Here is a 23,932-nt window from a genome sequence, read left to right as displayed (position 1 = left end):
ATCCCCCTATCTTATCGGAGGGAGGTGCCGGTGTCGCACACGGTCAAGGACAAGGCGAAGCTGCTCGGACGCATCCGGCGGATCAAAGGACAGGCGGAGGCGGTGGAGCGCGCCCTGGAGGCGGAGATCGGCTGCACCGACGTGCTGATGCTGGTCGCCTCGATGCGGGGCGCCATCAACGGCCTCACCGCCGAGCTGATGGAGGATCACATCCGCCATCACGTCGTGAACCCCGACAGCGAGCCGGATGCCGACCGCGCCAAGGGCGCGGCCGAGCTGATCGACGTCGTGCGCACCTACCTCAAGTAACGGAAGGCATCGCCCATGACCTCCCTGCCCGACCTGCTTCAGCAGGGTGCCGCGCATGCGTGGCTGTTCGTGCCGAGCGCGATCCTGCTCGGCGCCCTGCACGGGCTCGAACCCGGCCATTCGAAGACCATGATGGCCGCCTTCATCATCGCCGTGCGCGGCACGGTGACCCAGGCGGTGCTGCTGGGGCTGGCGGCCACGCTGTCGCACACGGCGGTGGTGTGGATCATCGCGCTCGGCGGGCAGGCGCTCGGCCGCGAATGGGGCGGCGAGGCGAGCGAGCCGTATTTCCAGCTCGCCTCCGCGGCGCTCATCGTGGGCATCGCCCTCTGGATGGCGTGGCGCACCTGGCGCGAGCAGCACGGCCACCGCCATCATCACCATCACGACGAGCAGCATTCGGTCGCCACGGCGGACGGACGGCTGGCACTCGCCGTGTTCGAGGACGGCGGGCCGCCGCGCTGGCGCGTGAGCGCCGAGAGCTGCCCCCTCCCGGCGGCGGAGGCCGTGACGGTGGAGACGGTGCGGCCGGACGGCGCCCGGCAGGACTTCCGGTTCGCCGCCCGCCCCGGCTACCTGGAGAGCCTGGACGCGATCCCCGAGCCGCACGCCTTCACGGCCCGCCTCCACCTCAGGCGCCGCGACGGCACGGAGACGCACGCGGTCGTCTGCGCGGAGCACGACCACGCCTTCCCGCACGCGGGCGAGGCGGAGGACGCCCATGCCCGGGCGCATGCCGAGGACATCCGGCGCCGCTTCTCCGGGCGCAGCGTCACGACCGGCCAGATCGTCCTGTTCGGCCTCACCGGCGGCCTGATCCCGTGCCCGGCGGCGATCACGGTCCTGCTCCTGTGCATCCAGCTCAAGCAGTTCAGCCTCGGCTTCGCCCTCGTCGTCTGCTTCAGCATCGGCCTGGCGCTCACGCTGGTCTCGGCCGGAATCCTCGCCGCGCTGAGCGTCCGGCACGTCGCGACCCGCTGGCCGGGCTTCGGCACGGTGGCGCGGCGGGCCCCCTATGCCTCGGCGGTGCTGATCGTGCTCGTCGGCCTCTACACCGGCTGGCTCGGCATCGCGGGCCTCCGCCATGCGGAGGGCGGGCATGCGGTGAGCGGGGTGACCCGCACGGCGGGCTGAGAGCCCGTTCGACGGTTCTCGGCGACCGCCTTCGGAAAACCCTGTGTCCTGGTCTCATACGGTTTCCGGATGATCGCTTCGCGATGCGGAAACCGGCCTCGCTCAGGCGCCGCGCGGGCTCGTGATACGGTTTCCGAAAGTGATCGTCCGGAAACCGTATCACCCTCATCCTGAGGGTGGGATGACGGCAATACCGGTCAGCCAGGCTCCGAACCGGCGGATCGGAAGGCCCCGCCAGGCGGCGGCCCCGGCGGGCATCGTCGCGACAGCCGGGAAGCCCGGCGAGCCGGCAGCGGCATGCCGGCCGGCAGGAGCAGGCCGAGGCCGGGGATGCCCGGGGCTGGCAGGACCATCCGCGCCGTCGCGACGCCCTGGGGATCGGGCCGGCCCGAATCCTTATGCCTTCTTTATAAGATGAACCCGCGGTCCATCTCGATTCCTAACGCCGTTCCCGAGCATCCTGACCCCCGGCAGCACCCTGCGGAGACTTGAATTCCGCCGGTGTCCTGCCCGGACTGATCGGACCAACCATGCTCGACACCGTCTTCATCGCCGCAGGCGTGGCGTTCTTCGCCGCCTCGGTCGGCTACATCGTCCTGTGCGATCGGCTGTGAGGGACGCCGCCCCATGACCCTCGATCTCACCCTCGATCTCACCCTCGGCGCCCTCGTGACCGCGGGGCTCCTCGTCTACCTCACTTACGCCCTCGTCCGCCCCGAGCGGTTCTGAAGGACCCGAAACCCATGACACTCAATGGCTGGCTGCAGATCGCGCTCTACGGCGCGGTCGTGCTGGCGCTCGTCCGGCCGCTCGGCGGCTACATGACGCGCGTCTTCAACGGCGAACGAACCGTCCTCTCGCCCGTGCTCGCCCCCGTCGAGCGCGGGCTCTACCGCGCGGCCGGGCTCGACGCGCGCCAGGAGCAGACCTGGCTCGGCTATGCGGGCGCGCTGATCGTCTTCCACGTCTTCGGCTTCCTGGTGCTCTACGGCATCCTGCGCCTGCAGGCCGTCCTGCCCCTCAACCCGGCCGATCAGGCGGCGGTGGCACCGGACCTCGCCTTCAACACGACGACGAGCTTCCTCACCAACACCAACTGGCAATCCTACGGCGGCGAGACCACGCTCTCGTACCTGTCGCAGATGCTGGGCCTGACGCACCAGAACTTCCTCTCGGCCGCCGCCGGCATGGCGGTGGCGGTGGCGCTGATCCGCGGCTTCGCCCGCGCCTCGACGCACACCCTCGGCTCGTTCTGGGTCGATCTCACCCGGGCCACCCTCTACGTCCTCCTGCCGATCTGCGTCGCCGCCACGCTGTTCCTGGTCTGGCAGGGCATCCCGCAGACGCTCGGCGCCTCCGTCGAGGCCACCACCCTGGAGGGGGGCAAGCAAACCATCGCGCTCGGCCCGGTGGCGAGCCAGATCGCCATCAAGATGCTGGGCACCAACGGCGGCGGCTTCTTCAACGCCAACGCGGCCCATCCCTTCGAGAACCCGACCGCCCTGTCGAACGTCGTGCAGATGGTCTCGATCTTCGCCATCGGCGCGGCGTTCACCAACGTCTTCGGCCGCATGGTCGGCGACGAGCGCCAGGGCTGGGCGATCCTCGCGGCCATGGGCGTCCTGTTCCTGGCGGGCGTCCTCGTGACCTACTGGGCCGAGGCGAGCGGCAGTTCCGTCCTCACCACCCTCGGCCTGTCCGGCGGCAACATGGAGGGCAAGGAGGTCCGCTTCGGCATCGCCGCCTCGGCGCTGTTCGCGGTCGTCACCACGGCGGCCTCCTGCGGGGCGGTCAACGCCATGCACGACAGCTTCACGGCGCTCGGCGGCATGATCCCGCTGATCAACATGCAGCTCGGCGAGATCATCATCGGTGGCGTCGGGGCCGGCCTCTACGGCATGCTGATCTTCGTCGTGGTGGCGATCTTCGTCGCCGGCCTGATGGTCGGGCGCACCCCCGAATACCTCGGCAAGAAGATCGAGGCCAAGGAGGTGAAGATGGCGATGCTCGGCATCCTCTGCCTGCCCCTGATGATGCTGGGCCTCACGGCGCTGGCCACCGTGCTGCCCGCCGGGCTCGCCGGGATCGCCAATGCGGGGCCGCACGGCTTCTCGGAGATCCTCTACGCCTACACCTCGGCGGCGGCCAACAACGGCTCGGCCTTCGGGGGACTCTCGGCCAACACCCTGTTCTACAACTCGACCCTGGCGGTCGGCATGCTGGTCGGGCGCTTCTTCGTGAAGATCCCGGCGCTCGCCATCGCCGGCTCGCTCGCCGCCAAGAAGACCGTGCCGGCCTCCGCCGGCACCTTCCCGACCCATGGCGGCCTGTTCGTCGGCCTGCTCGTCGGGGTGATCATCATCATCGGCGGCCTGACCTTCTTCCCGGCGCTCGCGCTCGGGCCGGTGGTCGAGCACCTCGCCGGCGCGGCCGGCCAGACCTTCGCGACGGGGGGCTGAGATGCGCGAATCCGCCTCGTTCAAGGCCGCGCAGCGGCGCGCGGCCCTGCGCCGGGGGCTCTCCCTTCACCGTCCCCGCCCGCCGGCCTGGAGCCGGATGGCCCCGCGGGGCGGCTGGAGAGCCTCCGACCTCGTCCTCGCCCTCGTGGGCGTGACCCTTCTGGGGGGCTTCGCGCTCATGGCCGGCATCGACCTCATCGGCCGCGGCCTCGCGCAGCACTGAACCCGCTCACGCCCCCATCCGGGACCGGCGCGCCGCGCCGGCCCCGCAATCGTCCACCCTCGCGGACACCCTTCCATGGCTCGCCAGTCTTCCTCCCTGCTCAGCGCCGCCCTCGCCGGGCCCGCGCTCGTCGGCGCGGTGCGCAAGCTCGACCCGCGCATCCTCGTCAGGAATCCCGTGATGTTCGTGGTCGAGGTGGTCGCCGCCCTCACCACAATGCTGTTCCTGCGCGACGTCGCCGTCGGCGGCGAGAACCTCGCCTTCTCGGGCCAGATCATCCTCTGGCTGTGGTTCACCGTCCTGTTCGCCAACTTCGCCGAGGCCATCGCGGAGGGCCGCGGCAAGGCGCAGGCCGATTCCCTGCGGCGCACCCGCACGGAGATGACCGCCAAGCTCCTCACCGGCCCCGCCGCGGCGGTGGGCGGCCCGCGCACCGCCCACCGGGTGGTACCCGGCACGAGCCTGAAGGTCGGCGATGTGGTGCTGGTCGAGGCCGGCGACCTCATCCCCTCCGACGGCGAGGTGATCGAGGGCGTCGCCTCGGTCAACGAGGCCGCGATCACCGGCGAATCCGCCCCGGTCATCCGCGAATCCGGCGGCGACCGCTCGGCGGTGACCGGCGGCACGCAGGTGCTCTCGGACTGGATCCGCGTGCGCATCACCGCCGCGGCCGGCTCCACCTTCGTCGACCGGATGATCGCCCTGGTCGAGGGCGCGGCGCGCCAGAAGACGCCGAACGAGATCGCGCTCAACATCCTGCTCGCCGGCCTCACCATCATCTTCGTCTTCGCGGTGGCCTCGATCCCGAGCTTCGCCTCCTACGCGGGCGGCGCCATCCCGCTCATCGTCCTCGTCGCCCTCTTCGTCACGCTGATCCCGACCACCATCGGGGCGCTCCTCTCGGCCATCGGCATCGCGGGCATGGACCGGCTGGTGCGCTTCAACGTGCTCGCCATGTCCGGCCGCGCCGTCGAGGCGGCGGGCGACGTCGACACGCTGCTCCTCGACAAGACCGGCACCATCACCCTCGGCAACCGGCAGGCCACGGAGTTCCGCCCGGTGCACGGCGTGAGCGAGCAGGACCTCGCGGACGCCGCCCAGCTCGCCTCCCTCGCCGACGAGACGCCGGAGGGCCGCTCCATCGTGGTGCTGGCCAAGGAGAAGGTCGGCATCCGCGCCCGCGACATGGCGAGCCTCAACGCCAGCTTCGTGCCCTTCACGGCGCAGTCGCGGATGAGCGGCGTCGATCTCGACGGCTCGACCATCCGCAAGGGCGCGGTTGAGGCCGTCATCGCCTCGGTCACGATGCAGCCGGCGGCGGTCCGGGGCTCCAACGCGGCGCTCGCCGACCAGGCGGAGCCCGGCGGCGAGACGGTCGCCGAGATCCGCGCCATCGCCGAGGAGATCGCCAAGGCCGGCGGCACGCCGCTCGCCGTCGCCCGCGACGGGCGCCTCCTCGGGGTGATCGCCCTCAAGGACATCGTGAAGGGCGGCATCCGGGAGCGGTTCGCGGAATTGCGCCGCATGGGCATCCGCACGGTGATGATCACGGGCGACAACCCGATGACCGCGGCGGCGATCGCCGCGGAGGCGGGCGTCGACGACTTCCTCGCCCAGGCCACGCCGGAGGACAAGCTCGCGCTCATCCGCAGGGAGCAGGCCGAGGGCAAGCTCGTCGCCATGTGCGGCGACGGCACCAACGACGCGCCGGCCCTCGCCCAGGCGGATGTGGGCGTCGCCATGAACACCGGCACGGTGGCGGCCCGCGAGGCCGGCAACATGGTCGACCTCGATTCCGACCCGACCAAGCTCATCGAGATCGTCGGGATCGGCAAGCAGCTGCTGATGACCCGCGGCGCGCTCACCACCTTCTCCATCGCCAACGACGTGGCGAAGTACTTCGCCATCATCCCGGCGATGTTCGTCACCCTCTACCCGCAGCTCCAGGCCCTCAACGTGATGGGGCTGGCCTCGCCGCAGAGCGCGATCCTCTCGGCGATCATCTTCAACGCGCTGATCATCGTGGCGCTGATCCCGCTCGCGCTCAAGGGCGTGCGCTACCGGGCGGTGGGTGCGGCCTCGCTCCTGCGCCGCAACCTGCTGATCTACGGGCTCGGCGGCGTCCTGGTGCCCTTCGCGGGCATCAAGCTCATCGACCTCGCGGTCAGCGCCCTGCACCTCGCCTGAGCCTCAACCGAACGAGACCTGTCATGTGGAACCATCTCCGTCCCACCCTGGTCCTCGGGGCCGTCCTGACCCTGGTCACGGGCCTCGCCTATCCGCTCGCCATGACCGGCATGGCCGGCCTGCTCTTCCCGGCCCAGGCCGCCGGCAGCCTGATCGAGCGCGACGGCGTCGTGATCGGCTCGCGCCTGATCGGCCAGAGCTTCGCCGGCGCCGGCTACTTCCGGGGCCGGCCCTCGGCCACCACGGCGCCGGATCCGGCCGATGCCACGAAGACCGTCGCGGCGCCCTACAACGCCGCCGGTTCCGGCGGCTCCAACCTCGGGCCGACCAGCGCGGCCCTGGCCGAGCGGGTCAAGGCCGATGTCGAGCGGCTCAGGGCCGAGAATCCGGGGGCGCCGGTGCCGGTCGACCTCGTCACCACGAGCGGCTCGGGGCTCGACCCCGACATCTCGCCCGAGGCCGCCCTGTTCCAGGTGCCCCGCGTCGCCAGGGCGCGCGCCCTGCCGGAGGCGCGGCTGCGCGACCTCGTCGCCGCGCAGGTCCAGGGCCGCACCCTCGGCCTCCTCGGCGAGCCGCGGGTGAACGTGCTCGCCCTCAATCTCGCCCTCGACGGCCTCGCCGGCAAACCGGCCGTCCGCTAAGCCGTCGTCATGCCGGAGCCGACCCGCGACCCGCCCCGTCCCTCGCCCGACGCGCTGCTCGCCGCCGCCCGCCGGGAGGAAGGCCGGCGCGGGCGGCTCAAGGTCTTCCTCGGGGCGGCGCCCGGGGTCGGCAAGACCTACGAGATGCTCACCATCGGCCGCGCCCGGCAGCGGGCGGGCGCGGACGTGGTGGTGGGGGTGGTCGAGACCCATGGCCGCGCCGAGACGGAGGCCCTGCTCGACGGCTTCGCGGCGATCCCGCGCCGCCGCGTGCCGTATCACGGCACCGTTCTCGAGGAGATGGACCTCGACGCTCTCCTCGCCCGGAAGCCGGCCGTGGCGCTCGTCGACGAACTCGCCCACACCAACGCGCCGGGCTCGCGCCACCCGAAGCGCTACCAGGACGTGGAGGAGCTGCTCGATGCCGGCATCGACGTGCTCACCACCCTCAACATCCAGCACGTCGAGAGCCTCAACGACGTGGTGGCCTCGATCACCCGCATCCGGGTGCGGGAGACGGTGCCGGATTCGGTCCTCGACCAAGCCGACGACATCGAGGTGGTGGATCTCAACCCGGACGACCTGATCCAGCGGCTCAAGGACGGCAAGGTCTACGTGCCGCACAATGCCGAGCGGGCGCTGCGGCACTACTTCTCGCGCGGCAACCTGACGGCCCTGCGCGAGCTGGCGCTCCGCCGCACCGCCGACCGGGTCGACGACGAACTCCTCAGCCACATGCGGGCGAACGCCATCGCGGGGCCCTGGGGCGCGGGCGAGCGCGTGCTGGTCTGCGTGAGCGAGGATCCGCGCTCCGCCGGGCTCGTGCGCACCGCCAAGCGCCTCGCCGACCGGCTGCACGCGCCCTGGACCGCGCTCGCCGTCGAGGGGCCGCGCAGCCTGTCCCTGAGCGAGGCCGAGCGCGACCGCATCGCCGACACGCTGCGGCTCGCCGACCGGCTCGGGGGCGACGCCGTCACCATCCCGGGCGGGCGGCGGATCGCCGACGACGTCCTGGCCTATGCCCGCTCGGCCAACGTCAACCACATCGTCCTCGGCAAGTCGCAGCGCTCGCGGCTGTTCGAGCTGATGCACGGCTCGGTGGTGCACGACCTCCTGCGTCGCAGCGGGCCCATCAGCGTGCACGTGGTGGCGGGGGAGGCCGTCGAGACGGCCGCCGTGCCGCGCAAGACCACGGCCACGGCGCCGGCCACGCCGGCCTGGAGCCCGCGGGCCTACCTCGCCGCCCTGCTCGCGGTGGCGGCATCCCTCGGGGTGGCGCTCGTGGGACAGCCTTACTTCGGCATCGAGAACGCCGACCTGTTCCTGCTCTCCTCGGTGGTCGCGGTGGCGGTGCGCGCCGGACTCGGCCCCTCGCTGCTCGCGGTCGTCGCCGCCTCGCTCTCCTACAACTTCTTCTTCCTGCCGCCGGTCTACACCCTCACCATCGCCGATCCGACCAACGTGGCGGCCTTCGTGCTGTTCACCCTGGTGGCGGTGCTGGTGTCGAACCTCGCCGCCCGCGCCCAGCAGGTGGCCGCCGTGTCGCAGGCCCGCGCCCGCTCCACCGAGCGCCTCTACGGCTTCTCGCGCAAGCTCGCCGGCTGCGGCACCCTGGACGACGTGCTCTGGGCGACCTGCGCCCAGGTGGCGGCCATGCTGCGGGTGCGCGTCGTGCTGCTCCTGCCGGACCGGGAGGGTCTCGGCGTGCAGGCCGGCTACCCGCCGGAGGACAGGCTCGACGAGGCCGACGTGGCCGCCGCCAAATGGGCCTTCGACAACGACCGGGCGGCCGGCCGGGGAGCCGACACCCTGCCGGGCGCGCGCCGGCTGTTCCTGCCGATGCGCACCGGCCGCGGCACGATCGGGGTGATCGGGCTCGACGCGGACGGCAAAGGCCCGATCCTCACCCCCGAAGGGCGGCGGCTCCTCGACGCCCTCGCCGACATGGGGGCCCTCGCCATCGAGCGCGTGCGCCTCGTGGAGGATCTCGACCGGGCCGAGCGCGCCGCCGAGACCGACCGCCTGCGCCAGGCGCTCCTCACCTCGATCAGCCACGACCTGCGCACGCCGCTCGCCTCGGTGCTCGGCGCCGCCACGACCCTGCGCGACCTCGACCAGGCCCTGACGCCGCCGGCCAAGGGCGAGCTCCTGGCCACCATCATCGAGGAATCCGAGCGGCTCAACCGCTTCATCGCCAACCTGCTCGACATGACGCGGCTGGAGGCCGGCGCGGTGGTGCCGAACCTCGCGCCGCAGGATGTCGGCGAGACGGTCGGCACCGCCCTGCGCCGCACCGAGACGGTCCTGTCCGGCCATCGCACCGTGCTCGACCTGCCGGACGACCTGCCGCTGCTCCGCCTCGACCCCGTCCTGTTCGAGCAGGTGCTGGTCAACCTCCTCGACAACGCCGCGAAATACGCCCCCGCGGGATCGACCGTGACCATCCGCGGACGGCGGGAGGGCCGCCGCGTCCGGCTGCAGGTGCTCGACGAGGGCGAGGGACTGCCCGAGGACGAGGTGGAGCGGGTCTTCGACAAGTTCCACCGCGTCCGCAAGGGCGACCGGGTCCGGGCCGGAACGGGGCTCGGGCTGTCCATCGCCCGCGGTTTCATCGAGGCGATGGGCGGCACGCTCACGGCCGCCAACCGCACCGATCGCATGGGCGCCGTCTTCACCCTGTCGCTGCCGGTGCCGGCCCCGGACCGCGGCGCATCGGACATCGCCGCATGAGCATCCAGATCCTCGTCGTCGACGACGAGCCGCCGATCCGCAAGCTGCTGCGCACGGGCCTCGAGACCCAGGGCTACGCGGTGCTGGAAGCGCCGAACGGCCGCGCCGCCCTCGATGGGCTCGATCGGGAGCGCGTCGCCCTCGTCCTCCTCGATCTCGGCCTGCCGGACATGCGCGGCCACGACCTCCTGCGCCGCATCCGCGAGAGCCACCGCGACCTGCCGGTGGTGGTCCTGTCGAGCCGTACGGACGAGACCGGCAAGGTCGAGGCCCTCGATCTCGGGGCGGACGACTACGTCACCAAGCCCTTCGGCATGGGCGAGCTGCTCGCGCGCATCCGCACGGCCCTGCGCCATCAGCTCGCCCAGCGCGGCGAGCGGGCCGTGTTCGTGGTGGACGGCCTCAGCGTCGACCTCGTCCGCCGGATCGTGCGGGTCAACGGGGTCGAGGTGAAGCTGACCGGCCGGGAATACGACTTCCTCCGCGTGCTGGTGCAGCATGCCGGCAAGGCGATGACCCATGCCCAGCTCATGAGCGAGGTCTGCGTCTCGTCCGATCCGCAATACCTGCGGGTCTACATGCGCCAGCTGCGCCAGAAGCTCGAGGCCGATCCCGAGCGGCCGCGCATCCTGCTCACCGAGACCGGCGTGGGCTACCGCCTGCGGGTGGCCGACGACGATCCCGGCCCCCTCGCGCGGCGGGCCGGCACCGGCCCGGAGTGACGGTCGTGCCCCGCCTTCCCAGCGCCCGCCCCGGCCGCCTGCCATGATGCTCGACGACCTCCTGTCCCCCGACCGCGTGGTGGCGGGCCTGCGCGCCCGTCGCAAGCACGCCCTGCTGGCGGAGCTGGCCCGGCGCGCCGCCTCCGCCGCCGGGCTCGGGGGCGCCGCGATCCTGTCGGCGCTGGTGAAGCGGGAGGCCCTGGGCTCGACCGGGGTCGGGGCCGGCGTCGCGCTGCCGCATGCCCGCTTCGCCGGGCTCGCACGGCCCTTCGGCCTGCTCGCGACCCTGCGGGCGCCCATCGACTACGAGGCGGTGGATGACGGGCCGGTCGACCTCGTCTGCCTGCTGCTGCTCCCCACGGAGGCGCAGGGCGCGCATCGGAACGCCCTGGCCTGCGCCGCCCGCCGGCTGCGCGACCCGCAGGTGGCGAACGCCCTGCGCGCCTGCCGCGACGCGCAGGGTCTCTACGCCGTGGCCTGCGCGGCCGGGGCCCTCACGCGAGCGTGAGCGCGACGCGGCCCAGCGGCCCGTACTCGGCCGAAACCGTCTGGCCGGGCAGGACCTGGGTGAGACCCGTGCAGGTGCCGGTGGCGACGACGTCCCCGGCATCGAGGCCGAGATCCCGCTCGGCGAGGCGGCGGGCGAGCCACGCCACGGCAGCGAGCGGCGATCCGAGAGTGTCGCAGCCGCGCCCGCGGGCGAGTTCGTGGCCGTCGACGCGCAGCGACACGGCCGCCTCGCGCAGGAGGCCCTCGTCCCAGGCGGTGACGCGGGGACCGCGGACATGCGCCACGTCGAGGCCGAAATCGGCGACGGCGGCCCAGGCGTTGAGCGGCGTGCCGTTCGGAACCCGCCGGCCGAGGAGGTGCAGGTCGAGGTGGCAGGAGACGCAGGCCGAGGCGGCGTGCTCCCCGGTGATCGCCTCGCCATCCTCCGGGAAGGGCCGCCCGAGCCGCATCAGGAAGCCGGCGCCGACGCCGATGACGCCCTGGGGCAGGCGCAGGGTCGCGCCGTCCTCCAGGAGCGCCTCCCGCAGGAGCGGGGCGGCAACGGGCTGCTCGCTGCACAGGAGCCTGGCGCTGAGCGGGCTCGTCGCGGCGAGCGCGTAGCCGGCGAGGCCGCCGCCATGATGGCGCAGGGCCGCCGCCAGCACGGCGTCGGCGTCGTCGGGGTCGGACAGGCGCCCCAGCTCGGGCAGGGCGCTGACCTGCCCGGTGCGGCGGGCCTCCGCCAGAGCGAGGCCCAGCATCTCCGTCTCGGAAGGCGCGAGCGGCATCGGATCCCTCATGGTTCGGGGCCTCATGGCTCGGGGCCTGATGGCTCGGCGCGCGGATGACGGCTCCGGCCCCGCGCACCGGCGGGGCGGCCGCCGGGGCCGCTCCGCCGGTCACCCTGCATCCTACACCCGGAATTCGATCCGCTCTGCCGGGAAGGCGACGGCGCCGGGCCGGCCGCCGGTCACCTCGGCGGCGTAGTGGACGGCGTCCTTCCGGCTGCGGAACAGGCCGCCGGCGAGCCCGTGCGTCTCGATGGCGACCCAGCGGCCGAGATGGTCCTGGCCGATGATGAAGCGGGGGAGGCTGGCGGCCGGCGCCTCGGAGTGGATGACGGCCGGCTGAAGGGAGGGTGACACGGGAAGGGAGGGTGACATGGGATGTCGAGGGGTTCGCACGGTCCTCGCAGGACCGCGCCCGAAATCTGTGCCCTTTCGCATAAGGGTTCGAGGCGAGAGCCGAGCCGATCGCATAAGTGTCTCGTGAAGATCGCGGCACGCCGGGGGCCGGATGGGGATCATACGGTTTCCGGATGATCGCTTCGCGATGCGGAAACCGGCCTCGCTCAGGCGCCGCGCGGGCTCGTGATACGGTTTCCGAAAGTGATCTTCCGGAAACCGTATCACAGGGGGCTCGGCACTCCTCGCGCTCTCAAGCGTCGGGATCCGCCAGCCCGATGCATCCGAAAGGCGGGAGATGAGGGTCGTCCGGCAGGCGCGTGGGGACGATCGACCGCGAGAGGTGGCCGCGCAGGCCCGGGCAGAGCGTCGCCGAATCCAGGCGAGCCCCGGAGCGGCAGGCGGCCCGCAGGCCGCGGCGCTCGAGCCTGAGCACGCAGACGCCCGGCCCGCGAAAGCCGTGCGCCGCATCCCCGCAGATGCGGCAGAGGAAGCGCACCGGTCCCAGGCCCGCGCCACCGCAGGGCGGCGGCGGCGGGGTGATCGGGCCGGCCGCGTCCGCGCCTCGGCCCAGCTCATCGCGGCGTGCTGGGTCGCGAAGGCCCGGCCATCGTCCCCGGAAGGAGCGCGGACCGCAGGTTGCCGCGTGACAAGGGCGTGCGAGGCGGGCAGGGTAGGGGGGATCCGGGGCGCCCGACGACCGCGGATCGCGGGGAGGCAAACGCGGAGCGCGCGATGCCACGATACTTCTTCGACGTGCAGTCCGGATCAGGCCTGATCTGCGCGGATTTCCAGGGGCTGGAGTGCCGGGACGACACCGCGGCGCTGGCGGTCGCCAAGCACGGCGCCGGGTTCACGTCCCATGAGGATTGCGCCCGCAATCCGCAGCTCGCCCGCTACCGGTTCTCGGTCACCGATGCGGCGCACCGCCTGCTGTTCACGGTGCCCTTCACCGAGCTGGAGCCCGAGCCGCCGAAATCCCCGCGCCGACGCCGCCCGTCCGCGCATTGAGCCGCCGCGAGCGCCTCGCGGCGGGGTGAGGGTCCGGGGGTCGAGGGCGCGTCCCGCCCTCCGGCGGCTCAGCGCCGCCGCGTCTCGGTCCCGGCGCGGAAGGCCCGCTCCACCGCGGCGAGCGCGCTGGTATGGGCCTTGGCCTCGCTCTCGTGCGGCCGGTCCGACCGCTCCAGCAGCTTGCCGTGCTTGCGCACCGACCAGCCGAAGAAGCCTTTCGGCTTGGCAAGCGGTGCAACTTCGATCGTGTAAGGGTGCAGGTTGTCGTCGCTCATTGGGCGAAGCATATCGCACGATCGGCCGCCCTGGCCAATGCCGCTCCCGCGCGATGGACGGCGAGGCGGGTTTCCCCCTTCGGGCGGCCCGCTATGGTGGGCTCGGGCCGACCGCCGCGTCGCGCGGCCCGCCAGCCACCCGGCACGACCCCTGGAGACCCCGATTCCGTGACGCAATGGATGGAAGTTGCCGCCGCCGTCATCCCCGGCGAGCGCGAGCCGATGCGCCTGATGCAACAGGGCGAGGCGTTCACGATCTGCGTCGGCCCGCTCGAGCTGATGAACAGCGGCTCCTGCGTCTCGGAAGCGGCGCTCGCCGACCTCGCCTGCGCCCGGTTGCGGGACCGCCCGCAGCCGAGGGTCCTGATCGGCGGGCTCGGCATGGGCTTCACCCTGCGCGCCGCGCTGGCGGCGCTCGGACCGGATGCGCGGATCGTGGTGGCGGAGCTGGTGCCCGCGGTCGTGGCCTGGGCGCGCGGGCCGCTGGCTCACCTGTTCGCCGGCATCCTCGACGATCCCCGCGTCGAGGTGCGGGAGGCCGACGTGAAGCGCGTCATCCAGCAGGCGCCGTCCGGCTACGACGCCATCCTGCTCGACGTCGACAACGGGCCGGCGGGGCTGACCCGGGGCGAGAACGACCGGCTCTACGACCGCTGGGGCCTGAAGCGCGCGCGCTACGCCCTGCGCCCCGGCGGCATCCTGGGCGTGTGGTCCGGCGGGCCGGATCGGCGGTTCAAGGCGCGCTTGCGCAATGCCGGCTTCGCGGTGGAGGAGGTCCGGGTCCCGGTCGACGGTGCGGGCCGCCGCCGCCACGTCCTCTGGCTCGCCACCCATACGGGCGCGGACGGCCACGCCTGGGCATGGCCGGCCTCCGGCTGAGCACCCCTCGCGCATGGCCTCGCCGCCGGTCTGCCCGATGGGCCGCCCGAGACCTGCGCGCTCGGCATCGGCAGCGGAGGCGGAATTCGCGAGAACGCCGTGTCGCGGCATGGCCGTGGCAACAGGGGCAGAGAGACGGGGGCCGGGCCTTGGATTTCGCGCGTCTTCGCACCTTGCGTGAGCTGTCACTGCGGAAAACGATGGCATCCGTCGCCGACGCGCTGCTGATCTCGCCCTCGGCGGTGTCGCAGCAGATCGCCCTCCTCGAAGCCGAGGTCGGGATCGAGCTGGTCGAGCGCAGGGGGCGCGGGGTCTCGCTGACGCCGGCCGGCGAGCGCCTCGTCGAGCATGCCAGCCGCATCATCGCGATCGTCGAGGAGGCGAAGACGGACCTCGCCGAACTCAAGCGGATCGTGGCCGGAGAGCTGCGGGTCGCGGCCTTCCCCTCGGCGGCGGCCTCGCTGATCCCCCCGACGATCGTGTCGATGGCCGCGGCCTACCCGGCTTTGCGGACCACCTTCGTCGAACTCGAACCCGCCGAGGGGCTGGCGGCCCTGCGGGCGTGGCAGACGGATCTCGCCATCGTGGACGATCTCACCACCGAGACCATGCCGCCGGGGCCGAGCGTCGAGATGGTGCATCTCCTCGACGACACCCTCTACGTGCTGATGCCGCCGTCGCATCCGCTGGCGGAGCGCCCCTTCGTCACCCTGCCGGAACTGAGCGACCAGCGCTTCGCGCTCGATACCAGCATCGACGATTACTCGGGCGTGATCGTGCGGGCCTGCCGGCAGGCGGGCTTCGAGCCGATCATCAACGGCAAGTGCCACGGCTTCGAGGTGGTGCGGGCCCTGATCGTCGCGGGGTGCTCGATCTCGATCCAGCCGGGCCTGCACCTGCGCAACGGCGCCGACGGCCTGGTCTTCAAGGCGATCCGGCCAACCATCCGGCGCAGCATCTCGGTGGCGTATCGGGCCGGGGAGGGGAGAAACCCCGCCATCCGGGCCTTCGTGAGCGACCTGACGGCGCGGGCGGGCGCGATCGGAGGGCCTGCGTGAGCGTGCCGACGCCCGTCGCTCCGACCGGAGGGGTTGCGCCGGCCGGGAGCCGTCCGATTCCCGGCCGTCGATCGACGGGGATGCGTCAGGCGGCGTCGTAGATCGGGAAGCGGCGGCACAGCGCCCGGACGTCGTCGTGGATCGCGGCGAGCGCCGCCGCGTCGTCGCGCGCCGCGATGGCGCGGACGATCCAGTCGCCGACCTGGCGGAACTCGGCCGGGCCGAAGCCCCGCGTGGTGCCCGCGCTGCTGGAGAGCCGCAGGCCCGAGGGCGCCTCGGGCGGGCAGGTGTCGAACGGGATCAGGTTCTTGTTGACGGCGATCCCGGCCGCCTCCAGGGCCGTCGCGGCGATGTCGCCCGTCACGCCCTGGTTCACGAGGTCGACCAGCATCAGGCTGGTATTCGTCCCTCCGGCCACCAGCCGCATGCCCCGCCCGGCGAGGGTCTCGGCAAGGGCCTGCGCGTTCTCGAGCGCGGCCGCGTTGTAGGCCTTGAATTCCGGCTTCAGGGCCTCGCCGAAGCAGGCCGCCTTGGCGGCCACGATGTGCAGCATCACGGAGCCCTGCACGCCCGGGAAGATGCCGTAGTTGATGCCGTCGCTCAAAGCCTCGTCGTTCCACAGGGCCATCGCGCCGCGCGCGCCGCGCAGCGACTTGTTCGTCGTCGTCGTCACCACGTGGGCATGCGGGAACGGGTGCGGGTAGAGGCCCGCCGCCACCAGGCCGGCGAAATGCGCCATGTCGACCATGAGGTAGGCGCCCACCTCGTCGGCGACGGCCCGGAATCCGGCGAAATCGAGCGTCCAGGCATAGGCCGAGCCGCCCGCGACGATCATCCGCGGCCGGTGCGCGCGGGCGAGGGCGCGGACCTCGTCGAGATCGACCCGCTCGGTCTCGCGGCTGACGCCGTAATGGACGATGGCGTAGTCGCGCCCCGTCAGCGTCGCCGGGTGGCCGTGGCTGATGTGCCCGCCCGCGGCGGTCTTCATCGACAGGATGGTGTCGCCGGGCTTCAGCAGGCCGAGGAAGACGCCGTTATTCGCGTTCGATCCGGAATGGGCCTGCACGTTGACGAAGCGGCAGCCGAACAGCGCCTTGGCGCGCGCGATGGCGAGCGCCTCGACCGCGTCCGCGAACTGCGCGCCGCCGTAGTAGCGGGCATAGGCGAAGCCCTCGACGGTCTTGTTGGTCATCACCGAGCCCTGCGCCTCGAGCACGAGCTTCGAGACGATGTTCTCGGAAGCGATCAGCTCGATGCCGTCCTGCTGCCGGGCGAGTTCGCCGCGGATCGCCGCCGCGAGTTCGGGATCGGCGTCGAGGCCCTGCGTGAAGTATCCGTCGTGGAGGATGGACATGAGATCCCTTCTTCGATCCGTCCGGACTGGACCACTTCCATCGCTGCGGCCGCGCGATGGGCGGCAGGGTGACTTATCCGGCCCTCGGACACGGGCGGCGATCCTGCGACGACATCACCGTCCGTCCTGGGAACCGGACGCAGACGCCGCGTGGTCGCCGCCAACGTTAAGGCCATCGCGCATTAGGTCAACTTAATTATACTGCAATGATACTTGAGCAAAACTGTGCGATCGCGGAGGCCAGCGCCCGCCTGCGGGCGGCCGCTTCCGACGCGCTCGCGCCCCGGGGGCGGCCGCGGACGGGGCCAAGAAAAAGGCCGCTCTTGCGAGCGGCCCGAAGTCTAGGGAGGAAACGCCCAAAGAGGGCAAGCACCGCCGCGACGCCATCGCGCCGGCACTGAAAACGTTTTCGCATGCTGCGCCGCACAACGCAAGCCCTCGCAGCGCAAAAACCGTGAGGATATCCGCCGCGTGGGCGCGGCCTCACGCGTTGTCGCCCCGGATCGCCGCGATGACGGCGTCGGTGACCTGCCGGGTCGTCGCGGTCCCGCCGAGATCCGGCGTGTGCAGGTTCGGATCGGCGGTGACCCGCTCGACCGCCCGCATCAGGCGCTCGGCCGCGGCCGGCTCGCCGAGGTGCTCCAGCATCTGGCAGGCGGTCCAGAAGGTCGCGACCGGGTTGGCGATGCCCATGCCGGTGATGTCGAAGGCCGAGCCGTGGATCGGCTCGAACATCGAGGGGAATCGGCGCTCCGGGTTGATGTTCGCGGTCGGCGCGATGCCGAGCGAGCCGGCGAGCGCCGCGGCGAGATCCGACAGGATGTCGGCATGCAGGTTGGTGGCGACGATGGTGTCGAGCGTGGCCGGCTTCATCACCATGCGCATGGTCATGGCGTCGACCAGCATCTTGTCCCAGGTCACGTCGGGGAATTCGGCCGCGACCTCGGCGGCGATCTCGTCCCACATCACCATGGCGTGGCGCTGGGCGTTGGACTTGGTGACCACCGTGAGCAGCTTGCGCGGACGCGACTGCGCCAGCTGGAAGGCGTAGCGGATGATCCGCGCGACGCCCGTGCGCGTCATCATCGAGACGTCGGTGGCCACCTCCTCGGGCAGCCCGCGATGGACCCGGCCGCCGACGCCCGCATACTCGCCCTCCGAGTTCTCGCGCACGATCACCCAGTCCAGTTCCGGGCCCGAGACGTGGCGCAGCGGGCTGGTGATGCCGGGCAGAACCCGGGTCGGGCGCACGTTGGCGTATTGGTCGAAGGGCTGACAGATCGCGAGCCGCAGGCCCCACAGGGTGATGTGGTCGGGCACGTCGGGCGCGCCCACGGCGCCGAAGTAGATCGCGTCGTGGTTCCTGATCTGATCGCGCCCGTCCTCCGGCATCATCACGCCGTGCTGCTTGTAGTAGTCCGAGCCCCAATCGAAGTGATCGAAGGCGAAGCGGAAGCGGCCGTCCCGCTCGGCGAGGACGTTCAGCACCTCGATGCCGGCGGCGATGACTTCCTTGCCGATGCCGTCGCCCGGGATGGCGGCGATGGTGTAGGTCTTCATGACGGGTCTCCGTGAGAACGAGGGCGGTGGTTCAGCGCGCGACGGCGCGTCCATCCTCGGCGCGCCGCCCCGAGCGGGCGACGACGAGGCTGACGACGGCGGACAGGACGAGCAGCGCGGCCACGACGATCAGGCCGCCGGTGAAGCCGCCCGTGCGGTCCTTGATCCAGCCGATCATCCAGGGGCCGACGAAGCCGCCGAGATTGCCGACCGAGTTGATCGTGGCGATGCCCACCGCCGCGGCCGAGCCGGACAGGAACATCGTCGGCATGGCCCAGAGCGGCGGCTTGGCCGCGCTGATCCCGACATTGACGAGGCTGAGCGCGGCGATCACCGCAGCGACCGAGGACGCGCCGCCGGCCAGCACCAGCCCCACGGCGGCGGCGAGACAGGCGATGACCACGTGCCAGGTGCGTTCGCCCGTCCTGTCGGAATGGCGCGCCCACCAGATCATCGCGATCACCGCGATGGTCGGCGGCACGGCGTTGAGGAGGCCGACCGTCATCGTGGACAGGCCGAAGCTCTTGATGATCTGCGGCGCCCAGATGCCGAGCGTGTAGAGGCCGGCCGAGGTGCCGAAATAGACGAGCGCGAGCGCCAGCACGCGGATGTCGGCGAGCCCGCTCACGAGGCCGTGCTTGGCGGTCGGCTGCTTGAGGGCGCGCTCCTCGCTCATCTGCGCGACGAGCCAGTCCCGCTGGTCGTCCGGCAGCCACTTCGCCTTCTCGGGGCGGTCGGTCATGTAGAACAGCACGACGACGCCGAGCACGACCGCCGGGATGGCTTCGATGATGAACATCCACTGCCAGCCCTTGAGGCCCAGGATCCCGTCCATCTCGAGCAGGGCACTGGAGATCGGCGAGCCGAGCACCACCGAGATCGGCGCCGCCGCCATGAACAGCGAGACGACACCGGCGCGGTAGCGGGCCGGGAACCAGTAGCTCAGGTAGAGAATGATGCCGGGAAAGAACCCCGCCTCCGCCGCGCCGAGCAGGAACCGCAGGATGTAGAAGCTCGTCTCACCCGTGATGAAGGCGAAGGCGCCCGAGATGATGCCCCAGGTGATCATCACGCGGGCGATCCAGAGACGCGCGCCGACCTTCTCGAGGATGATGTTCGAGGGCACCTCGAACAGGAAGTAACCGAAGAAGAACACCCCGGCCCCGAAACCGAACACGGCCGACGAGAAGCCGAGATCCTTGTTCATCGTCAGGGCCGCGAAGCCGATGTTCACGCGGTCGATGAAGGCGATGAAGTAGAGAAGGCAGATAAAGGGGACCAGGCGCCACGCGACGCGGCGCATGGTGGCCTGCTCGAGCGAGCCGTCCATCGTTTCCTCCGTGAACCGCCTGCAGATGCGCCAGCTTTCGCGCCAGCTTCCATGCAAGTTGGTATTGCTTACGCGCGGCGGGAGGAGGCTGTCAACCCATCCATCTCAGCTTGCATGCAAGATGCGCGATCGCGTAAGCCTGTCCGGGGAGGCGGGAGCGATGACGCGGACGAAGCCGGTGCGGGACCAGGACGGCGAGCGGCGGCCCTCGCTGGTCGACGACGCCTACGCGGCCATGAAGGAGGCGATCCGGAACTCCGAATTCGCCCCGGGCTACCAGGCGTCGGAGCAGGAGATCGCCCTGCGGCTCGGCATGAGCCGCACCCCCGTGCACGAGGCGGCCATCCGCCTGCAGGAGGACGGCCTCGTGCGGGTGCTGCCCCGGCGCGGCATCCTGATCTGCGCCATCGCGCCCGGGGACCTGCGCGAGATCTACGACGTGATCGTCGCGATCGAGGGCCGCGCGGCCGAGATCCTGGCCGCGCTGCCGGAGGCCGAGCGGGGGCGCGTCGCGGCGCTCCTCGCGGCGGAGACCGACGCGATGGCCCAGGCGCAGGAGCGCGGCGATCTCCCGGCCTGGGGCAGGGCGGACGAGGTCTTCCACCGCATCCTCGTGGAGCAGGCCGGCAACCGCCGCATGATCCGGATCATGCAGACCATCAACGACCAGTCGCACCGGGCCCGGATGCTGACCCTCAAGCTCAGGCGGGAGCTCGACGCCTCGGTGGCGGAGCACAAGAGCATCATCGCGGCGATCCGCGACGCCGATCCGGCGGGCGCGCACCATCACGCGCGCCAGCATCGCATCCGCGCCCGCGACGCCCTGCTGCCGCTCCTCGAGGATTTCGGGCTCCGGCACCTCTGATACGGTTTCCGGATGATCGCTTCGCGATGCGGAAACCGGCCTCGCTCAGGCGCCGCGCGGGCTCGTGATACGGTTTCCGAAAGTGATCTTCCGGAAACCGTATGAGGGCCGGTCAGGCGGCCTCGGTATCCGCGTAGAGGCGGCAATGCTCCAGGTAGCCGACCTCGTGCCAGCCGGCGAGGTGGACGACGCTCGACCAGAGCCAGGAGGGAGCGCCCTCGGCGCCGTGCCGGTCCCGCCGCGTGACCTCGCGCCGCCACGCCGCGCGCGACGGCTCGTCCATCTGCCGCCCATGCGCCTGGCCGACCACGAAGGCGAGGTAATGCGCCGCCTGGACCGCCTCCTGGCGGCTGAACTGGTCGACGTCGAGCTTGAGGTCCTGCGGGAGCAGCTCGCGCATGACCACCGGCTTGCCGAGGAGGCGCACCGGCAGCATGCGCTCGCCGAGATTCGGCGAGAGGGCCCGGGCGCCGGCGACGACCCGCTCGGCCGGGTCCGCGGGCATCGCCGCGCCCGGCGCGGCGGGGGCCGCGGCCGCCACCGCCTCCTTGAGGTCGACGAGCGCCAAGCGGCCCTTGCGGTCGGGCTCGGTAATGCGCAGGAGCGCCGCGTAGCGCAGGAAGCCCAGCGAACTGCACCCCTTCATCCAGTAGGCGGCATCGACGAGACGCGCCGCGGCCCGCTCGCCGCGGCCGTTGAGCGCCAGCACGAGGCTGCGCACGCCCTCCTCCTCGAACAGGCGGCCGATAGCGGCGCGCTCCTCGTCGTCGAGCGCCCAGAACCGGCGGCCGAGGGGGATCGACGGCTCGATGTCGTTCAGGCGCTCGCGGGCGAGGTGCTTCCAATGCCGGCCGAGGGCCCGGCGGCGGATGGTGCGGACCACGTCCGGCTCCGGCGGGGGCTCGTTCGCCTCCGGCACGCCGAGGCCGAGAGCGTAGCCGCGCAGCATCTCCTCCAGCATCCGGGCGGTGACGACGCCGGGCAGGTTTGAGCCGCGCGCGGCACTCGCGAGGGAGAGCCCGAGGCGAACGAGGTCGTGCGTCGGGTTGCCCACGACCGTCTGGTCGAGATCCCGGATCTGGATGTCGACCCGCCCGTCCGCATCGGCGAGGGGGCCGAGATTGCCGAGATGACAGTCGCCGCAGATCCAGACCGGCGGCCCCTCGGGCAGGGAGCCGCGCGCGAGGCCGTCCAGCCACTCGTAGAACTTCAGGGTGTTGCCGCGGACATAGGCGTGGGCCGATTTCGCCATCTTGAGGGTCCGCTGCCGCTCCAGCACCGCCTTGCGCGCATCCCGGTCCAGGTTCCCGTTCGCACCCATCATGAGCCTTCGTCCGATCGCTGCCGGCTGACGCGGCCGCTTCCGGCCGCCCCGGCGGGCATCAACGCCCGAACCCCGCCCGGCGAAGCGCGGCCGATCGTCCCTGAGGGGATTACGGCGGCGGCTGGTGCGTAGCGAGCCGCGAGGAACGGCCGCGGCCGCGGCGGGGCGTCACGCCGCCGGCTGCCGCCAGGGCGTCTCGCGCTCGGCCCTCGCCTCGTAGGCGGCGATCGCCTCCGCGTGTTCGAGGGTGAGGTCGATGTCGTCCAGGCCCTCGACGAGGCAGCGCTTGCGGAACGGATCGATGGCGAAGCGGATGACGCCGCCATCCGGGCCGGTCACGGTCTCGGCCGGCAGATCGACCGTGAGGGCGGTCCCCGGCGCGGCGGCGAGGCTGGCCCGCAGCGCCGCCACGATCGCCTCCGGCAGCGTGACCGTGAGGAGCCCGTTCTTGGCCGCGTTCGACGCGAAGATGTCGCCGAAGCTCGGAGCGATCACGCAGCGGATCCCGCCATCGACCAGGGCGTAGACCGCCCCTTCCCGCGAGGAGCCGCAGCCGAAATTGCGGTCGGCCACCAGGATCCCGGCCCCCCGGGAGGCCGGCGCGTCGAGCGGGAAGGCGGCGCTCCGGCGGCGCTCGTCGTGGAACAGGAAGCCGCCATAGCCGGCGCTGCGCGGCTTCTTGAGGAAGCGCGCGGGCAGGATCTGGTCGGTGTCGATATTGGCGGCGGACAGGGGCACCGCGACGGCGGTCACCGTGGTGAAGGGCTGCATCTCAGGGCTCCCCGAAGCGGCGCACGTCGGTCAGGCGGCCGGCGACGGCGGCGGCCGCCACCATGGCCGGGCTCATCAGATGGGTGCGGGCATTGGGCCCCTGGCGGCCCGGGAAGTTGCGGTTGGTGGTCGAGGCGCAGCGCTCGCCCGGCGGCACGAGGTCGCCGTTGATGCCGACGCACATCGAGCAGCCCGGCTCGCCCCATTCGAGGCCCGCCGCCCGGAACACCGCGTCGAGCCCCTCGGCCTCGGCCTGGCGGCGCACCGGGCCGGATCCCGGCACCACGAGGCCCGGCACGGCGGCGCGCCGGCCCCGCAGCACGCCGGCCGCCGCCCGCAGATCCTCGATGCGCGAATTGGTGCAGGAGCCGATGAACACCCGGTCGATCGCCACCGCCTCGAGGGGCGTGCCGGGGGAGAGCCCCATGTAGTCGAGCATCGCGCGCATCTGCGCGGCGCGGCCCGCCTCGGGCTCCCCGGCGGGATCGGGCACCCGGGCGGTGACCGGCACCGCCGTCTCGGGGCTGGTGCCCCAGGTCACGGCCGGGGCGATGGCCTGCGCGTCGAGGATCTCCTCGCGGTCGAAGCGCGCGCCCGGATCGCTCGGCAGGGTCCGCCAGGCGGCGACGGCGCGGGCGAAAAGATCGCCCTTCGGCGCGAAGGGGCGGCCTTCGAGGAAGGCGAAGGTGGTCTCGTCGGGCGCGATCATGCCGGCGCGGGCGCCCGCCTCGATCGACATGTTGCAGATCGTCAGCCGGCCCTCCATCGAGAGGCCGCGGATCGCGCTGCCGGCATATTCGAGCACGTGGCCGACCGCGCCCCCCGCCCCGATCCGCCCGATGATGGCGAGGATCACGTCCTTGGCGGCGACGTGGGGGCCGAGCCGCCCGTCGATGCCCACCCGCAGCGTCTTCGGGCGGCGCTGCCAGAGGGCCTGGGTGGCGAGCACGTGGGCGACCTCGGTCGCGCCGATGCCGAAGCCGAGCGCTCCGAAGGCGCCGTGCGTCGAGGTGTGGGAATCGCCGCACACGACGGTGAGGCCCGGCAGCGTCAGCCCCTGCTCGGGGGCGAGGACGTGGACGATGCCCTGGCCCGGGTCGTCGAGGCCGAAATGCCGGATGCCGTGGCGGCGCGCGTTCTCGGCGAGGCCGGAGACCATCGCGGCGATCTCCGGGTCGGGGATCGGCCGGTCGCGCCCGCGCGAGGGCACGTAATGGTCGGCGATCGCGACGGTGAGGTCGGGCCGGCGCACGCGGCGCCCCGCATGGTCGATCATCCCGAAGGCGTGGAACGAGCCCTCGTGCAGGAGGTGCCGGTCGATGGCGAGCAGGGCCTGCCCGTCCGACCGGGTCGCCATGACGTGCGCGTCCCAGACCTTGTCGAAGAGGGTACGGGGGGATGGCGTCATGGATCCGTCCTCGGGCCTA

Annotated in this window: 24 protein-coding genes; 15 read left to right on the top strand and 9 right to left on the bottom strand. The window is 72.1% G+C overall.

Features of this window, described 5'->3' with window-relative positions; translation table 11 throughout:
• The first annotated feature begins 30 nt into the window (after nucleotides 1-30).
• From ACE101_RS10510 to ACE101_RS10460, 11 genes are all read left to right on the top strand, one after another.
• The gene (locus ACE101_RS10510; protein ID WP_379128864.1) at nucleotides 31-309 is read left to right on the top strand and encodes a metal/formaldehyde-sensitive transcriptional repressor; all 279 of its coding nucleotides are present in this window, start codon (nucleotides 31-33) and stop codon (nucleotides 307-309) included.
• A gap of 15 nt (nucleotides 310-324) precedes the next feature.
• Nucleotides 325-1,443, top strand: coding sequence for a nickel/cobalt efflux transporter (locus ACE101_RS10505; protein WP_379128861.1), 1,119 nt, complete (start codon nucleotides 325-327; stop codon nucleotides 1,441-1,443).
• Between the two features lie 488 nt (nucleotides 1,444-1,931).
• Entirely contained in the window at nucleotides 1,932-2,057 is a 126-nt protein-coding gene (locus ACE101_RS10500) for a hypothetical protein (RefSeq protein WP_379128859.1), read from the top strand.
• Between the two features lie 13 nt (nucleotides 2,058-2,070).
• Nucleotides 2,071-2,172, top strand: coding sequence for a K(+)-transporting ATPase subunit F (locus ACE101_RS10495; protein WP_379128856.1), 102 nt, complete (start codon nucleotides 2,071-2,073; stop codon nucleotides 2,170-2,172).
• 14 nt (nucleotides 2,173-2,186) lie between these two features.
• The gene (gene kdpA / locus ACE101_RS10490; protein WP_379128853.1) at nucleotides 2,187-3,902 is read left to right on the top strand and encodes a potassium-transporting ATPase subunit KdpA; all 1,716 of its coding nucleotides are present in this window, start codon (nucleotides 2,187-2,189) and stop codon (nucleotides 3,900-3,902) included.
• A 1-nt stretch (nucleotide 3,903) separates the two neighbouring features.
• Nucleotides 3,904-4,125, top strand: a complete 222-nt coding sequence (locus ACE101_RS10485) for a hypothetical protein (RefSeq protein WP_379128850.1) — start codon at nucleotides 3,904-3,906, stop codon at nucleotides 4,123-4,125.
• A 75-nt stretch (nucleotides 4,126-4,200) separates the two neighbouring features.
• Nucleotides 4,201-6,312: a potassium-transporting ATPase subunit KdpB gene (gene kdpB / locus ACE101_RS10480; protein WP_379128847.1), complete on the top strand. Its 2,112-nt coding sequence runs from the start codon at nucleotides 4,201-4,203 to the stop codon at nucleotides 6,310-6,312.
• Nucleotides 6,313-6,335: 23 nt separating this feature from the next.
• Nucleotides 6,336-6,953: a K(+)-transporting ATPase subunit C gene (locus ACE101_RS10475; protein WP_379128844.1), complete on the top strand. Its 618-nt coding sequence runs from the start codon at nucleotides 6,336-6,338 to the stop codon at nucleotides 6,951-6,953.
• Nucleotides 6,954-6,962: 9 nt separating this feature from the next.
• Nucleotides 6,963-9,683 (top strand): ATP-binding protein, encoded by a 2,721-nt coding sequence (locus ACE101_RS10470; protein ID WP_379128842.1) that lies wholly within the window; start codon nucleotides 6,963-6,965, stop codon nucleotides 9,681-9,683.
• Complete coding sequence (locus ACE101_RS10465; protein WP_379128840.1) at nucleotides 9,680-10,405, top strand: response regulator transcription factor; 726 nt, start codon at nucleotides 9,680-9,682, stop codon at nucleotides 10,403-10,405. Before ACE101_RS10470 ends, ACE101_RS10465 begins: the two co-directional genes overlap by 4 nt.
• Before the next feature lie 43 nt (nucleotides 10,406-10,448).
• A complete protein-coding gene (locus ACE101_RS10460; RefSeq protein ID WP_379128837.1) occupies nucleotides 10,449-10,913 on the top strand; it encodes a PTS sugar transporter subunit IIA in 465 nt (154 codons plus the stop codon).
• Here the strand turns inward: ACE101_RS10460 and ACE101_RS10455 are convergent.
• Nucleotides 10,900-11,682 carry a 2-keto-4-pentenoate hydratase gene (locus tag ACE101_RS10455; protein ID WP_379128835.1) on the bottom strand — a complete coding sequence of 261 codons (783 nt, stop codon included), beginning with the start codon at nucleotides 11,680-11,682 and terminating at the stop codon, nucleotides 10,900-10,902. The two genes, ACE101_RS10460 and ACE101_RS10455, sit on opposite strands and share 14 nt — an antisense overlap.
• A gap of 123 nt (nucleotides 11,683-11,805) precedes the next feature.
• A complete protein-coding gene (locus ACE101_RS10450; RefSeq protein WP_379128833.1) occupies nucleotides 11,806-12,057 on the bottom strand; it encodes a hypothetical protein in 252 nt (83 codons plus the stop codon).
• Between the two features lie 756 nt (nucleotides 12,058-12,813).
• On the opposite strand from ACE101_RS10450, the gene ACE101_RS10445 reads away from it, so the two are divergent.
• Nucleotides 12,814-13,089, top strand: a complete 276-nt coding sequence (locus ACE101_RS10445; protein WP_379128830.1) for a DUF6894 family protein — start codon at nucleotides 12,814-12,816, stop codon at nucleotides 13,087-13,089.
• A 68-nt stretch (nucleotides 13,090-13,157) separates the two neighbouring features.
• On the opposite strand, the gene ACE101_RS10440 is transcribed toward ACE101_RS10445, so the two are convergent.
• Nucleotides 13,158-13,364: a hypothetical protein gene (locus ACE101_RS10440; protein ID WP_379128828.1), complete on the bottom strand. Its 207-nt coding sequence runs from the start codon at nucleotides 13,362-13,364 to the stop codon at nucleotides 13,158-13,160.
• 180 nt (nucleotides 13,365-13,544) lie between these two features.
• On the opposite strand from ACE101_RS10440, the gene ACE101_RS10435 reads away from it, so the two are divergent.
• Together ACE101_RS10435 and ACE101_RS10430 are read left to right on the top strand one after the other, a co-directional pair.
• Nucleotides 13,545-14,243 (top strand): spermidine synthase, encoded by a 699-nt coding sequence (locus ACE101_RS10435; protein WP_379128826.1) that lies wholly within the window; start codon nucleotides 13,545-13,547, stop codon nucleotides 14,241-14,243.
• Between the two features lie 149 nt (nucleotides 14,244-14,392).
• A complete protein-coding gene (locus ACE101_RS10430) occupies nucleotides 14,393-15,301 on the top strand; it encodes a LysR family transcriptional regulator (RefSeq protein WP_379128823.1) in 909 nt (302 codons plus the stop codon).
• Between the two features lie 85 nt (nucleotides 15,302-15,386).
• On the opposite strand, the gene glyA is transcribed toward ACE101_RS10430, so the two are convergent.
• The 3 genes from glyA to ACE101_RS10415 all read right to left on the bottom strand — a co-directional run bounded on the left by glyA (nucleotide 15,387) and on the right by ACE101_RS10415 (nucleotide 19,545).
• Nucleotides 15,387-16,655 (bottom strand): serine hydroxymethyltransferase, encoded by a 1,269-nt coding sequence (gene glyA / locus ACE101_RS10425; protein ID WP_379128821.1) that lies wholly within the window; start codon nucleotides 16,653-16,655, stop codon nucleotides 15,387-15,389.
• Between the two features lie 483 nt (nucleotides 16,656-17,138).
• Nucleotides 17,139-18,215, bottom strand: coding sequence for a tartrate dehydrogenase (locus ACE101_RS10420; protein ID WP_379128818.1), 1,077 nt, complete (start codon nucleotides 18,213-18,215; stop codon nucleotides 17,139-17,141).
• A 31-nt stretch (nucleotides 18,216-18,246) separates the two neighbouring features.
• Entirely contained in the window at nucleotides 18,247-19,545 is a 1,299-nt protein-coding gene (locus ACE101_RS10415; protein WP_379128815.1) for an MFS transporter, read from the bottom strand.
• Between the two features lie 160 nt (nucleotides 19,546-19,705).
• Here ACE101_RS10415 and ACE101_RS10410 point away from each other — a divergent pair, with 160 nt between their 5' ends.
• Nucleotides 19,706-20,410: a GntR family transcriptional regulator gene (locus ACE101_RS10410; RefSeq protein WP_379128813.1), complete on the top strand. Its 705-nt coding sequence runs from the start codon at nucleotides 19,706-19,708 to the stop codon at nucleotides 20,408-20,410.
• A 112-nt stretch (nucleotides 20,411-20,522) separates the two neighbouring features.
• Here the strand turns inward: ACE101_RS10410 and ACE101_RS10405 are convergent, their stop codons facing one another.
• The 3 genes from ACE101_RS10405 to leuC all read right to left on the bottom strand — a co-directional run bounded on the left by ACE101_RS10405 (nucleotide 20,523) and on the right by leuC (nucleotide 23,913).
• The gene (locus tag ACE101_RS10405) at nucleotides 20,523-21,731 is read right to left on the bottom strand and encodes a DUF2252 family protein (RefSeq protein ID WP_379138586.1); all 1,209 of its coding nucleotides are present in this window, start codon (nucleotides 21,729-21,731) and stop codon (nucleotides 20,523-20,525) included.
• Nucleotides 21,732-21,902: 171 nt separating this feature from the next.
• Entirely contained in the window at nucleotides 21,903-22,505 is a 603-nt protein-coding gene (gene leuD / locus ACE101_RS10400) for a 3-isopropylmalate dehydratase small subunit (RefSeq protein ID WP_379128811.1), read from the bottom strand.
• 1 nt (nucleotide 22,506) lies between these two features.
• A complete protein-coding gene (gene leuC, locus ACE101_RS10395) occupies nucleotides 22,507-23,913 on the bottom strand; it encodes a 3-isopropylmalate dehydratase large subunit (RefSeq protein WP_379128809.1) in 1,407 nt (468 codons plus the stop codon).
• Nucleotides 23,914-23,932: the final 19 nt, after the last annotated feature.

This window comes from Methylobacterium carpenticola, from assembly GCF_042748905.1.
Taxonomy (GTDB): domain Bacteria; phylum Pseudomonadota; class Alphaproteobacteria; order Rhizobiales; family Beijerinckiaceae; genus Methylobacterium; species Methylobacterium carpenticola.
The sequence above is the reverse complement of the archived record's forward strand: the minus strand, read 5'-3'. Positions and strand labels throughout refer to the sequence as shown.

Excerpts from the sequence above, each read along its gene's own strand:
- leuC (WP_379128809.1), bottom strand. The coding sequence starts at position 23,913 with ATGACGCCATCCCCCCGTACCCTCTTCGACAAGGTCTGGGACGCGCAC.
- ACE101_RS10485 (WP_379128850.1), top strand. The coding sequence starts at position 3,904 with ATGCGCGAATCCGCCTCGTTCAAGGCCGCGCAGCGGCGCGCGGCCCTG.
- ACE101_RS10450 (WP_379128833.1), bottom strand. The coding sequence starts at position 12,057 with ATGTCACCCTCCCTTCCCGTGTCACCCTCCCTTCAGCCGGCCGTCATC.
- ACE101_RS10460 (WP_379128837.1), top strand. The coding sequence starts at position 10,449 with ATGATGCTCGACGACCTCCTGTCCCCCGACCGCGTGGTGGCGGGCCTG.
- ACE101_RS10420 (WP_379128818.1), bottom strand. The coding sequence starts at position 18,215 with ATGAAGACCTACACCATCGCCGCCATCCCGGGCGACGGCATCGGCAAG.
- ACE101_RS10495 (WP_379128856.1), top strand. The coding sequence starts at position 2,071 with ATGACCCTCGATCTCACCCTCGATCTCACCCTCGGCGCCCTCGTGACC.
- ACE101_RS10475 (WP_379128844.1), top strand. The coding sequence starts at position 6,336 with ATGTGGAACCATCTCCGTCCCACCCTGGTCCTCGGGGCCGTCCTGACC.
- ACE101_RS10405 (WP_379138586.1), bottom strand. The coding sequence starts at position 21,731 with ATGGGTGCGAACGGGAACCTGGACCGGGATGCGCGCAAGGCGGTGCTG.
- ACE101_RS10410 (WP_379128813.1), top strand. The coding sequence starts at position 19,706 with ATGACGCGGACGAAGCCGGTGCGGGACCAGGACGGCGAGCGGCGGCCC.
- ACE101_RS10440 (WP_379128828.1), bottom strand. The coding sequence starts at position 13,364 with ATGAGCGACGACAACCTGCACCCTTACACGATCGAAGTTGCACCGCTT.
- kdpA (WP_379128853.1), top strand. The coding sequence starts at position 2,187 with ATGACACTCAATGGCTGGCTGCAGATCGCGCTCTACGGCGCGGTCGTG.
- ACE101_RS10465 (WP_379128840.1), top strand. The coding sequence starts at position 9,680 with ATGAGCATCCAGATCCTCGTCGTCGACGACGAGCCGCCGATCCGCAAG.
- ACE101_RS10455 (WP_379128835.1), bottom strand. The coding sequence starts at position 11,682 with ATGCCGCTCGCGCCTTCCGAGACGGAGATGCTGGGCCTCGCTCTGGCG.
- leuD (WP_379128811.1), bottom strand. The coding sequence starts at position 22,505 with ATGCAGCCCTTCACCACGGTGACCGCCGTCGCGGTGCCCCTGTCCGCC.
- ACE101_RS10445 (WP_379128830.1), top strand. The coding sequence starts at position 12,814 with ATGCCACGATACTTCTTCGACGTGCAGTCCGGATCAGGCCTGATCTGC.
- kdpB (WP_379128847.1), top strand. The coding sequence starts at position 4,201 with ATGGCTCGCCAGTCTTCCTCCCTGCTCAGCGCCGCCCTCGCCGGGCCC.
- ACE101_RS10470 (WP_379128842.1), top strand. The coding sequence starts at position 6,963 with ATGCCGGAGCCGACCCGCGACCCGCCCCGTCCCTCGCCCGACGCGCTG.
- ACE101_RS10435 (WP_379128826.1), top strand. The coding sequence starts at position 13,545 with ATGGAAGTTGCCGCCGCCGTCATCCCCGGCGAGCGCGAGCCGATGCGC.
- ACE101_RS10415 (WP_379128815.1), bottom strand. The coding sequence starts at position 19,545 with ATGGACGGCTCGCTCGAGCAGGCCACCATGCGCCGCGTCGCGTGGCGC.
- glyA (WP_379128821.1), bottom strand. The coding sequence starts at position 16,655 with ATGTCCATCCTCCACGACGGATACTTCACGCAGGGCCTCGACGCCGAT.
- ACE101_RS10505 (WP_379128861.1), top strand. The coding sequence starts at position 325 with ATGACCTCCCTGCCCGACCTGCTTCAGCAGGGTGCCGCGCATGCGTGG.